This window comes from Phyllobacterium bourgognense, from assembly GCF_003337575.1.
Classification (GTDB): Bacteria; Pseudomonadota; Alphaproteobacteria; order Rhizobiales; family Rhizobiaceae; genus Phyllobacterium; species Phyllobacterium bourgognense.
Genome location: NZ_QPJM01000017.1, coordinates 1 through 12016, shown reverse-complemented (window position 1 = coordinate 12016; position 12016 = coordinate 1). Strand labels below are relative to the sequence as shown.

11 protein-coding genes are annotated in these 12016 nt (G+C 56.0%); 4 read left to right on the top strand and 7 right to left on the bottom strand.

Annotation, left to right across the window (positions count from 1 at the left end; translation table 11 throughout):
• Positions 1-21 precede the first annotated feature (21 nt).
• Both C7476_RS22185 and C7476_RS22180 read right to left on the bottom strand, forming a co-directional pair.
• Positions 22-1185 (bottom strand): isovaleryl-CoA dehydrogenase, encoded by a 1164-nt coding sequence (locus C7476_RS22185; RefSeq protein ID WP_114432035.1) that lies wholly within the window; start codon positions 1183-1185, stop codon positions 22-24.
• The gene (locus C7476_RS22180) at positions 1151-1807 is read right to left on the bottom strand and encodes a TetR/AcrR family transcriptional regulator (protein WP_114432034.1); all 657 of its coding nucleotides are present in this window, start codon (positions 1805-1807) and stop codon (positions 1151-1153) included. Before C7476_RS22180 ends, C7476_RS22185 begins: the two co-directional genes overlap by 35 nt.
• A 138-nt stretch (positions 1808-1945) precedes the next feature.
• Here C7476_RS22180 and C7476_RS22175 point away from each other — a divergent pair, with 138 nt between their 5' ends.
• Positions 1946-2446: a hypothetical protein gene (locus tag C7476_RS22175; protein WP_114432115.1), complete on the top strand. Its 501-nt coding sequence runs from the start codon at positions 1946-1948 to the stop codon at positions 2444-2446.
• Between the two features lie 13 nt (positions 2447-2459).
• Positions 2460-2999: a hypothetical protein gene (locus C7476_RS22170; RefSeq protein WP_147274708.1), complete on the top strand. Its 540-nt coding sequence runs from the start codon at positions 2460-2462 to the stop codon at positions 2997-2999.
• Between the two features lie 6 nt (positions 3000-3005).
• Here C7476_RS22170 and C7476_RS22165 read toward each other — a convergent pair whose 3' ends face one another.
• Both C7476_RS22165 and C7476_RS22160 read right to left on the bottom strand, forming a co-directional pair.
• Positions 3006-3371 carry a DUF423 domain-containing protein gene (locus C7476_RS22165; RefSeq protein ID WP_114432032.1) on the bottom strand — a complete coding sequence of 122 codons (366 nt, stop codon included), beginning with the start codon at positions 3369-3371 and terminating at the stop codon, positions 3006-3008.
• Between the two features lie 37 nt (positions 3372-3408).
• The gene (locus C7476_RS22160; protein ID WP_181872558.1) at positions 3409-4515 is read right to left on the bottom strand and encodes a pyridoxal phosphate-dependent aminotransferase; all 1107 of its coding nucleotides are present in this window, start codon (positions 4513-4515) and stop codon (positions 3409-3411) included.
• A gap of 163 nt (positions 4516-4678) precedes the next feature.
• Between C7476_RS22160 and C7476_RS22155 the strand changes: the two genes are divergently transcribed.
• On the top strand, positions 4679-5200 hold the full coding sequence (locus C7476_RS22155) for a DUF1236 domain-containing protein (RefSeq protein ID WP_114432031.1): 522 nt from the start codon (positions 4679-4681) through the stop codon (positions 5198-5200).
• Positions 5201-5247: 47 nt separating this feature from the next.
• Here the strand turns inward: C7476_RS22155 and C7476_RS22150 are convergent, their stop codons facing one another.
• The 3 genes from C7476_RS22150 to C7476_RS22140 form a co-directional block, all read right to left on the bottom strand.
• Positions 5248-5517, bottom strand: a complete 270-nt coding sequence (locus C7476_RS22150) for a hypothetical protein (protein ID WP_114432030.1) — start codon at positions 5515-5517, stop codon at positions 5248-5250.
• 1051 nt (positions 5518-6568) lie between these two features.
• On the bottom strand, positions 6569-9787 hold the full coding sequence (locus C7476_RS22145; RefSeq protein WP_114432029.1) for an efflux RND transporter permease subunit: 3219 nt from the start codon (positions 9785-9787) through the stop codon (positions 6569-6571).
• A gap of 36 nt (positions 9788-9823) precedes the next feature.
• The gene (locus C7476_RS22140; protein ID WP_114432113.1) at positions 9824-11047 is read right to left on the bottom strand and encodes an efflux RND transporter periplasmic adaptor subunit; all 1224 of its coding nucleotides are present in this window, start codon (positions 11045-11047) and stop codon (positions 9824-9826) included.
• Between the two features lie 182 nt (positions 11048-11229).
• Here C7476_RS22140 and C7476_RS22135 point away from each other — a divergent pair, with 182 nt between their 5' ends.
• Positions 11230-11817: a TetR/AcrR family transcriptional regulator gene (locus C7476_RS22135; RefSeq protein ID WP_114432028.1), complete on the top strand. Its 588-nt coding sequence runs from the start codon at positions 11230-11232 to the stop codon at positions 11815-11817.
• The last annotated feature ends 199 nt before the right edge of the window (positions 11818-12016 follow it).

The window sequence follows — 12016 nt, the reverse complement described above, 5'->3', positions numbered from 1 at the left end:
GATCGTAGCAGTTGTGGTGGCTCAAGCGCTCTCTGCAAACATTTCCCTGCCGATAAGCATGCGCCGTATCTCGCTGGTGCCAGCGCCGATTTCGTAAAGCTTGGCATCGCGCAACAGCCGTCCGGTCGGATAGTCGTTGATATAGCCATTGCCACCGAGCGCCTGGATGGCCCCAAGCGCGCACCATGTTGCTTTCTCTGCAGCGTACAGAACGCACCCTGCTGCATCCTTGCGTGTGGTTTCGCCCCGATCACAGGCGGCTGCCACGGCGTAAACATAGGCCCGGCAAGCATTCGTCGTCGTGTACATGTCTGCCAGTTTGCCCTGCATCAGCTGGAATTCTCCGATCGGTTGGCCAAATTGCTTGCGTTCATGCACGTAGGGGACAACCACATCCAGACAGGCGTCCATCACTCCCAATGGTCCACCGGCAAGCACGACGCGCTCATAGTCCAACCCCGACATCAGAATTTTGGCACCCTGGCCCTCTTCGCCAAGTACATTTTCAAATGGCACTTCGCAGTCCTCGAATACGAGCTCGCACGTATTGGAACCGCGCATGCCAAGCTTGTCGAGCTTTTGCGCGGTGGTAAAACCCTTGAATTCCTTTTCGATCAGAAAGGCTGTGATTCCACGCGAGCCCGCGGCGGGATCCGACTTCGCGTAGACTACTAACGTGCTCGCGTCCGGACCATTGGTGATCCACATCTTGTTACCGTTCAGAACATAACGGTCATTCTTCTTGTCGGCGCGCAGTTTCATCGAAACGACGTCGGAGCCTGCGCCCGGTTCTGACATGGCAAGTGCGCCGACATGTTCACCCGAGCAGAGTTTCGGCAGATACTTTGCCTTCTGCTCCGGGGTGCCCCAGCGGTTGATCTGGTTGACGCAAAGATTGGAATGCGCACCATAAGAGAGACCGACCGATGCCGAGGCGCGGGAGATTTCTTCCAACGCGATCGTATGTGCAAGGTATCCGAGACCCGATCCACCAAACTCGGGGTCGGCAGTCATTCCGAGCAGGCCGAGCTCGCCCATTTTTTGCCAGAGGTGCATGGGGAATTGATTGGATCTATCGGTCTCGGCCGCCAGCGGTGCTATCTCCGCCTGCGCAAACCGGTGCACCGTTTCCCGCAGTGCTTCGATTTCCTCAGAGACGCCGAATCTTAGGCCCGACTGGTACATTTCGTCCTCCCGTTTTAGTTGTCGTAATCTTCTTGGCGCCAACAAGGCGCAGTCCCATGTCGACATACTTTTCTGCAATCTCGTCGACACTAAGCCTGTCGTCCGGCCGGAACCAGACCATGATTCCGGTAATCATCGCGATGATTGCGCGGGTTGTCAGCGCAATATCATCGATGGAAAATTCGCGTGTATCCATACCGTCGTCGAGTATATCTCGAAGGCTGTTCTCGTACCGCGCGCGCAATTCAACAATAATGGCCCGGTTTTCCGGGTTGAGGCTGCGTAGCTCCATATTCCCGATGTGCACGTCCTCACGCCGCTCCACATGGTAGCGGATATGGAAACGAATGAAGGCGCAAAATTTTTCAAGCGCCGTATGAGCGCTGCGGCTCTCGGCTTCCCAGGCTGCAAGCACACGATCCATGTGTCCCCGCATAACCGAAAACAGCAACTCCTGCTTGTTGGGGTAATAGCGATAGAAGGCCGCGGGCTGCACGCCCACTTCGTCCGCGAGCTGGCGCATCGACATCGCTTCATAGCCGACGCGGGCGATCAAATGTTTTGCCGCGACATCAATTGCGATGCGGGTCTTTCCACCATCTGATCCGGTTGTGCGTGCCATGTGAAATTAATAAAACGAACGTTCAATTAATTCAAGAGGCATCTTGCTAGACGAAGGTATGGATGGAGGAGCAGAAGCAATGCATGTACGGTCAACCAATTGGAGTCGATTTCATCAATCAATTTTCAGAGTGATTTCATGTTTGAACGACGCATTTCCCATCTATTCGCTACCCTGGTTACAGCAAGTCTCTTGCCGCTGGCGCTGATCCCTTCCGCAAACGCCTTGAGCATGAAAGAGTGCAGTGTCAAGTACAAGGCGGCGCAAAGTGCCGGTTTGGCAGAGGGTGTTTCGTGGAGCGAATTCCGTAAAGCACAATGCACCGCGCCCGCTGAGGTGGCGGTTGAAAATTCTATCGCTGATCCGGCGGAGGCCAAGACAAAAAGGACTGAAGATAAGCCCAAACAAGCGGCGAAGAATACGGAAGTCGTAGCCAGATCCCCGTCCGGAAAGACGACGTTTCCGTCGTCGATAGACGCAAAATTTGCTGCAGAGAAACCTGCCAAGGCCCGCATGCACACATGCCTTGAGCAATACCGCGCGAACAAGAAAGGCGGTACGCTTGGCGGCACACGCTGGATCGAAAAAGGCGGCGGCTACTACAAGTTATGCAATGCCAAGCTGAAGGGGGAAGGTTAAAGGAGCGGCGGCCGTGGCTCATAAACCTACAAGGTTGGAGAGCTTGAAATCCGCCGACGGCGGTGGCACATTTGAAGATATGGAACATCGCGTCGCATTTCTGGAAAAATCTTTTGGGAAGATGGACGGCAAGCTGGATGTCATCCTCAACGGCATTGCAGGCTTGAAGGAGGATGTTTCAATCCTGAAGGGTGACATATCGGGTCTGAAGGGAGACGTTTCGGGCTTGAAGGGAGACGTTTCGGGCCTGAAGGTTGATGTTTCAAGTCTGAGGGTGGATGTTACAGGCTTGAAAGAGGGTGTCGCCTATCTGAAAGGCAAGGTTGAAACGCTTCCGACGGTTGAATCATTCGCCGCGCTAACTCAGTCGCTAGGACAGCTTACCGGTCATGTACATACTCTCCCATCCGCCGCAGCTTTTGGAGAACTCAGGGGGCGGGTAGATGGCCTGCCGACAACTGCGAAGCTTGCCAGTCTTCTCGCTATCGCCGTCGGTGTCATTGCTATCATCAACAAATGGCCCGGGGTCATCGACGCTATTTTCGGTTGGTAGCGCTAGTCATTCCAAGCGCTTGAAATCCAGCGTCGGGAATGCCGTCGCTGCAACTACAATCCAGCCAAGGATGAGTAGCGAACCGCCGAGCGGTGCCGCAAAGGCAAATAACCGGTCGCCGGTAACATCGCGCGACACCAGATCGCCAATGAAGAATAGCAACCCCAACACCAGCACCCACGCGCCGAAATAGGCTGGCCCACTGACCTTTGCTAATAGCGACAGCGCTAAAAATGCGGGAGCGTGGATGAACAGGATCGGCGCAATCGTGGCCATATGACCTTCCGCGCTGTGGGCAGCCGCTGCATAGGCCGCAATACCTGCAGCCCCGAACAGACCGCCGAAACCGGCAAAAACCCGATTAATCTCCAAGTTGTTCTCCGTTTTCAGATTTGTCCGCGCTCAGCGGCTACTTAACAGCGGCCAATGCCTGCGGAAGCTGCTGTTCGAAATAATCGAGTTCTTCGTCAAGGCCGACGCTGACACGGATGCAACGGTCCAGACCCGGCGCCATTGGTTTGCGTACGAAGACGTCGCGGTCGATCAGGGCGTTGAGAACCGCGAGGGCATATGACCCATCGCGCCCGCAATCGATAGTGACGAAATTGGTAGCAGAGGGAATCGCCGCAAGGTCGTTCTTCGCAGCAATCTGCACCATCCGCTCACGTCCAGCGATAATCCGTGCAATCACCGCCTTGAGATAATCTTGATCCTTTAGCGCTGCGAGGGCGGCTATCTGTGTCAGTTTGTTCATGCCGAAATGGTTGCGGATTTTGTCGAAGGCCAGGATCTGTTTTTCTGCGCCGACAGCATAGCCGCAGCGCATTCCGGCGAGCCCATATGCCTTGGAAAAGGTGCGCATGCGCAAGACATTCGGCCGCGAAACATCGATCCGCGGCAGAGCGTCCGCCGGTGCCGTTTCGCCGTAAGCTTCGTCCAGGATCAGCATCGTGTCTTTCGGCAGCACATCGATAAAGCGTTCGATCTCCGCCGCTGCCCACCACGTCCCCATTGGATTGTCAGGGTTGGAGAGATAGACGAGCGGTGCCTGTTCGCGCTTTACCGCGGCAAGCAATGCCTCGAGGTCCTCGCGATCATCCCCGTAAGGCACTGTCACCAGCCGTCCGCCAAAGCCGGCCACATGAAAATTGAATGTCGGATAGGCACCGAGCGAAGTGACGACCGGCGTGCTCTCGCGCACGTACTGGCGCACGGCGAGTCCGAGCAACGTATCGACGCCTTCGCCAACGACGATATTGGTCGGTGCAACGCCGAGATGCGCTGCAAGCGCATGCTTCAAGTCGAAATTCTCGGGATCGGCGTATTTCCACGCCTCCCCGGCATGGCTTTGTATGGCGGCAATGACTGAAGGCGCTGGGCCGAAGCCGCTTTCATTGGCGCCAAGCCGCGCTTTGAAAGCCCGGTTGCGCTTGCGCTCCAGCGCTTCCGGTCCGACGAACGGCACTGTCGAGGGCAGGGAGTCGATCAGGGGGATCAGCTGCGGTTCCATGTCCACAGCGATATCAGTTTTTATGCCGGCGAAAAGCAAAATTTCGCTCTTTTGCGTCGAACTCACAGTTCGAAGTCGCGATCACATATCGTCTTTCAGCGGAACCAAACGATTGTCGCGGGGTTTCCCTCCCACTGGGACAAAACAGGTTCAATTGAGAGGCAGGATAATGAAAAAGGTTTTTATAGTGGCTGCAGCGGCGTTTTTCGCCACCTCCGGTCTGGCGATCGCTCAGGATAGCGTTGTCGTTGAAGTGCCGCAGTCTGCCCGGGATTATGTCATCGCGCATCCGGCCGATCCAGTTGTTATAGAGGGTGACCTATCCCAGGGTTACGTCGTACCCGAAACAATTGTGGTGCGGCCAATTCCGGAAAGCCCTGGCTACGGCTATATCTATGTCGATGGCCGTCCGGTGATCGTCTCCATGGACAATCGCGAGGTCGTCTATCTATCGGATAAGTCTGGAGTTGCACTTGATGACGGGCCTGTTCCGGATGAGGTTGTCACGTACATAGAAACTAACCCGACAGATCCGGTGGTCATCGACGGAGATATAACCATGGGCACTGTCATTCCTGACGACGTGCCGCTGGTCGCTGTGCCTGATCAGCCGCGCTACTCATACGTCTACGTGCAGGATCGTCCCGCACTCGTAGAACGTGAGACACGGCGGGTCGTCTGGGTTCGGTAAATACATTGTTCGAATGAAACTCGCCCGCAGTCTTTGCGGGCGGGCTCCTACCATCGCCGGTGCCGATAATATCGATAGCGATTGTCATATAGGATCAGCGGCGTGTTGAATTGCATCTGTTCGAATTGCGCCCGGCTCGCGGCGCGCCGGTCAAGGTCGAGATTGAGCAGGCAATTTGCGAACGCATCGGTTCCGCGCCGGAAACCATAGGATGAACAGGTCTGGCTATCGAGCGCGCGACGCTCTTCCGGCGTCATGGAGACGCAGCCGGTGATGAAGAGCGTGAGCAAAACAGTTAATCCTGCCAATGGTCTCATGGATTCCTCTGCCAGACCGCTAATTCCCGATCAACACCGGAAATATTACTGAACAGGTTTCAAATATTGGCGCTTGCGTTCTTCCCGCTCACGTTCGTGGCGTTCCACTGTAGCGATAAGCTTTTGGGAAGCAAAATAAGCATAGCCGACAACGAGCGTACCCAAGACTACAGATGTAATCAGATATGCCAATTCGTTTGTCATCGGAATCCTCGAGCCAGAGTGGCTTTGCCGGTTATATGTAGCCCATACGATGTGACGAGCCAATAGACACTCGATACGATGACAAAAACCCAGCGACGAGAATCGTAGGATAGAGTTACCTCCGGATTGCTCGTCAAAACCGTCGCAGGTCCTATAAAGCCCACGACAACTGCAGCAGTTGATAGACGATCAAGCGATGCTGAAAAATACTTTACTATTTCATTGTCACGCGCTTGAGTGTTGATGTCTTCGTTCATCCCGGCACTTCCCTGCACACAGGACCGCACTATCCCAATTGCTTGGCAGCTTTAATAGCCAGACTTTGGTTGGATGAAAGGGATTGGGAGGGAGGACTACCAGCCAGCCTCAAGTTGCGAAAAAAACACCGGCAATCATGAGAATAATTATTGCTCCTGCCAGGATGGGCAGGATTGAAAAACCTGTAGGGGCGGGTTGGGGCCTCAATACCAATTTGGCAAAGCGAGCAGAATAGTGGCTGCTACCTGGGTGCATATTACAAAAGTGACGAAGGGTATAAACCCGTCGCTGATCTTCCGGTTATCATTTGCTGCGGCAAAGCTCATAAGGACTGCTCCCGATTGGACGATCCTTAGAAAACACCAGAGGATCATGATCGATAGTGCCGAATTTCGGCTTGGTCACGCAACTGTAACAGTTTGAAACCTTTTGTCACCCAAAAAGTTCTCATCCTCGTTCAACTGTGCCGTGATAGCCTTTTCCGGCGATGAAATATTGCTGCTACAATGTCGAAGAAGATATTTAGTTTCAGTGGTTTAGCCCAGGCGGTGCAGAGCCTATGAAAGCTCTGCACCGCCGGAGATTTTTGTTACTCGGCTGGCGTTGCCAAAGGAGCAATCGTGCCCGGATTGTGGCCGGAATCACCTTCGAAGGTGCTGGCATGATGGCTCTTCAGCTGTCGATTGCCCGTCATCGCACGTATGAGCACGTAGAACACCGGCGTCATGAACAGGCCGAACAATGTCACGCCGATCATCCCTGCAAACACCGCGACACCCATGGCACTACGCATTTCCGCACCGGCTCCCGTCGATGTGACGAGAGGTACCACGCCCATGATGAAGGCCAGCGACGTCATCAGGATCGGTCTGAGCCGCAGGCGGCTGGCCTCGATCACGGCCTTGAATGGCGTCGCCCCGGCAAACTCCAGTTCCCGCGCAAACTCGACGATCAGGATGGCGTTCTTGGCGGATAGCCCGACAAGCACGATCAGCCCGATCTGCGTGAAGACATTGTTGTCTCCCGCCGTCAGCCAGACGCCGGTGAGGGCGGCGAGCAGCCCGAGCGGCACGATCATGATGATCGACAGCGGCAGTGACAGGCTTTCATATTGTGCCGAGAGAACGAGGAACACCAGGAGGATCGACAACGGGAAGATAAGGTAGGCCGAGTTGCCCGCAATGATCTCCTGATAGGTCAGTTCCGTCCATTCGAAGCCGATCCCGGGCGGCAAGGTGTCGGCGGCGATCTTTTCCACCGCGGCTCGCGCCTGGCCCGATGAATAGCCGGGCGCTGCATTGCCGTTCACGTCGGCAGCAAGGAAGCCGTTATAGCGCATGGCGCGATCCGGTCCCGCACTCGATGAGACGTTGACGAGGGCCGACAACGGGATCATCTCGCCCGAACCGGATCGTACCTTGAGGTCGCCAATATCTTCAGACTTGGCCCGGAAATCCGACTCCGCCTGCATGCGGACGGAATACGTACGGCCGAATTTGTTGAAGTCGTTGACATAGACCGAGCCTAGATAGATCTGCAGCGTGTTGAAGATTTCCGGCAGTGATACGTTGAGTTGGCGTGCCTTGGCGCGATCAACATCGGCGTAGAGCTGTGGAACATTGATCTGATAGCTGGTGAACAGGCCTGTCAGCTCCGGCGCAGTCGCCGCCTTGGCGAGGAACGCCTTGGTTGCGTCGTCGAGAGCCTGATAACCAAGACCGTTGCGATCCTCGATCTGGAGCTTGAACCCGCCGATCGAGCCGAGACCCTGTACGGGAGGCGGCGGGAAGACGGCGCTGAACGATTCCTGGATGCCGGCAATCTGCTGATTGAGTGCCATGGCGATAGCACCGGCACTCAAGTCTGGTGTCTTGCGCTCCTCGAAAGGTTTCAACGAAACGAAGACAACGCCGGCATTCGAACTATTGGTGAAACCGGCGATGGACAGGCCGGGGAAGGCAATCGTGCTTTGCACGCCGGGTATCTTCAACGCCATATCGCCGATGCGGCGCACGACCGCTTCCGTCCGGTCTAGCGTCGCACCATCCGGCAGTTGGGTGAAGCCGACCAGGTACTGCTTGTCCTGCGGCGGAACGAAACCGCCCGGCACGCTCTTGAACATGAACGCGGTCGCGCCGATCAAGACGAGATAAATCCCCATCATGATCGTTTTGCGCGAGATAACGCCGCGCACGCCTTTGCTGTAACCGTTGGCTCCCCGTGTGAACACGGCATTGAATCCACGGAAAAGCCAGCCGAGCGTCAGATCCATGAAGCGCGTCAAACGGTCCTTCGGCTGGTCATGTCCCTTGAGCAACAATGCCGCGAGGGCAGGCGACAGCGTGAGGGAGTTGAATGCCGAGATAACTGTCGAGATGGCGATCGTCAGGGCGAACTGCCGATAGAACTGCCCGGTCAGTCCGGTGATGAAGGCGAGGGGCACGAAAACCGCGACCAGAACCAGCGCAATCGCGATGATCGGTCCCGAAACTTCGCGCATCGCCTGTACTGTCGCTTGCCGAGGGGCCAGACCGTTCTCGATATTTCGCTCGACGTTTTCAACCACCACGATGGCGTCATCGACGACGATACCGATCGCGAGAACAAGACCGAACAGGCTGAGCGCATTAATCGAGAAACCGAACAGATGCATCACCGCAAATGTACCGACGATCGATATCGGCACCGCAATCAGCGGGATGATCGATGCGCGCCACGTTTGCAGGAACAGGATAACAACCAGAACGACCAGCAATACCGCTTCAAGCAGCGTATGGATGACGGCCTCGATCGAAGCGCGAACGAACTGGGTCGTATCGTAGACGATCTCGTAATCCACGCCTTCCGGCATGGTCAGCTTCATCTCGTTCATCGCTGCACGAACTTCGTCGGCGATCTGGATCGCATTGGAGCCCGGTGCCTGAAAGATCGGGATAGCGACGGCGCTCTTGTTGTCGAGCAGCGACCGTAGCGAATAGTCCGCTGCGCCAAGTTCGATGCGGGCAATGTCGCTCAAATGTGTGATGGCGCCATTGGCGGCAGTCTTGACGATGATCTGGCCGAATTCTTCTTCGGATTGCAACCGACCTTGCGCGTTCACCGTCAACTGCAGATCGACACTGTTCGAGTTGGGCGACGCACCGATGGTACCGGCAGCAGCCTGCACGTTCTGGGCACGGATCTCGTTAAGAACATCGGTTGCCGAGAGGCCGAGTTCCGCGGTCTTCTGCGGATCGAGCCAGATACGCATCGAATAGTCGCCGGATCCGAACAATTGCACATCGCCGACGCCGTTGATGCGGGCGAGGCGATCCTTGATGTTGATCAGGGCGTAGTTGCGCAAGTACGTGATGTCGTAGCGATCATTGGGCGAGATGAGGTTGACCACCAGCATCAGGTCAGGCGAACTCTTGACCGTGGTGATCCCGAGGCTGCGCACTTCTTCCGGCAAGCGCGGTTCCGCCTGCGAAACGCGGTTCTGCACCAGCTGCTGCGCCTTGTCCGGATCTGTACCAAGCGCAAAGGTCACAGTCAGCGTCATCTGGCCGTCTGCCGTCGCCTGGCTGCCCATGTAGAGCATGCCTTCAACGCCGTTGATCTGCTCTTCCATCGGCGTTGCCACTGTTTCGGCAATGACCTTCGGATTTGCCCCCGGATATTGCGCCCGCACCACGATCGATGGGGGCACGACATCCGGATATTCCGAGACGGGCATCGTCGTCAGCGCAATCAAACCGCCAAGGAAGATGATGAAAGAAAGAACGCCCGCAAAGATCGGGCGGTCGATAAAGAAATTGGAGATATTCATATCAATTCCACCTGCCCGATGCGGGGCTCTTGATAGTTATTGTTTCACCTTGGCCTGGTCCGCCAGCGCCTGCTGGTCTGGGGCTTTGTTGCCCATCGCGACCATCTCCGGTGCAACGAGCGAGCCAGGGCGAATACGCTGCAAGCCATTGACGACGACCTTGTCATCCGCCCGCAATCCAGCCGTGACGATCCGTAGGCCATCGGCCTTGGCGCCAAGCGAGATTTCGCGATACTCGACGACGTTTTTCGAATTGACGACCATGACGAACTTCTTGTTCTGGTCGGTTCCAACAGCCTTTTCGTCGACCAGCAATTCGTTACGCTCGTTGGCCTGACCCATGCGGACTTTGGCGAACTGACCGGGCATCAGCTTGCCATTGGCGTTATCAAACACCGCGCGAACCTTGACGGTACCGCTCGTCGCATCCACGCTATTGTTGATCAGCTGCAGCTTGCCGGTGATCCCGTCCTGGCCGTGCACATCCATCTGAACCGGGATGCGGTTGACGAAGTCGCGGCTGTTCAAGCCCTCGGGAAGATCGGCGAGCGCATTGGCGACGACGTTCTCATCGGCCTCGAAACTTGCATAAATCGGGCTGATCGAAACCAGCGACGTCAGTAACGGCGCGCTTGGTCCCTCGGCGATGAGATTGCCGGGGGTGATCTCGATACGTCCGACCCGGCCGCTGATCGGTGCGCGAATATCGGTCCAGTCGAGGTTGAGCATGGCGGTCTGCAATACGGCCTTGGCCGCTTCGAGGTCCGCCTCGGCGCTGGTCTGAACATTCAGACGTTGATCGTAATCGCTCTGGGATGCAAAGCGCGATGTCACGAGCTGCTTGCCGCGTTGAAGTTCGCTCTTGGCATAGGCGAGCTTCGATTCGGCAGAGGCCACCTGCGCCTTTGCGCGCGCAACTTCAGCCTCATATGGCGCCGGGTCGATCTTGACCAGAAGGTCGCCCTGCTTGACGATTGCACCTTCCTTGAAGGCAACGGACTGAATGGCGCCGGCGACGCGTGAGCGTACTTCAACGGCATCGACCGCCTCGAGCCGACCAGAGAATTCGCTCCACTGCGTAACGAGCTTTGGCTGTACGACCGCAACCGAAACAGGCGTCGCTGGCGCAGGCGCGGCCTGACTCTTTTCGCCTTCCGCGTGGCTCTGCTGCATGTCCAGGAAGTGCGAGCCGCCGACAGTGGCAAGTGTCAGAACCAGAGCGCTGGCATAGAGGCTTTTTCTTAAAGTGCTGATTGACATCGTGGTCATCCTGCTTTGAAAGTTTCCGCCATTGGGAGGGTGGCGAATCTGAATTCGATCATCGAATTGAGCATTGACGTTCTATACCGAGCGGTATAGAACGGCTGATATAAGGCGGCGATGTAACAGCTGTCAATGGAATTTTATACCGAGCGGTATAATTCTTTTAGGGAGTGTTGTCCATGGGACGGCCCAGGGAATTTGATGCGGATGACGCCTTGCAGACGGCTTTGGAGCTATTCTGGCGAAAAGGCTATGAGGGCACGTCGATCACTGACCTGACCGACGGCATGGGTATCACCAAGCCCAGTCTTTACGGAACTTTCGGCAACAAGGAAGAGCTCTTCCGCATGGCGCTGCAGCGCTACGAGCAGAACTACATGGCCTTCTTCTGGAAGGCACTGGAGCAGCCGACCGCGCGGATTGTTGCGCTGGATATATTGCATGGCTTTGCCAATGCCCAGACTGAAGAATGCAATCCCGGTGGATGCCTTGGTATCAATGCGGCCATGGGCTGCAGCGAAGCCGCGGAAGCGATCCAGAAAACCATTATTGAGCGTCGCCAGATAGGGCAGAAGGCGCTTACGCGGCGTTTCGAACGCGCCAAACGTGAAAACGATCTTCCCCCTGATAGCAATCCTGACGATCTTGCCCGCTATCTCTTGACCATCGCCCAAGGCACTGCCGTCCAGGCATCGAGCGGCGCTGGCCGGGACGAGCTTTACCGGCTGATCGACATTGCCATGAAGTCTTTTCCAGGCTCGAACTAGAGCAATTTCAGGAAAATCGCTTCATGGCGGGTTTCATGTTTTTATGAGCTTTCGATTGGGTAACTCTCTTAGACTTAAGGCGAATTGACTCCTGTCCGCTGGACCGAATTAATCACAGACTCTTATTTAATCGGCTTAAACCGCCCTGGGAGGAGCGCGGTTTCAAGCATGGTTGGTTGCAACCACCCTCGCGCCCTGA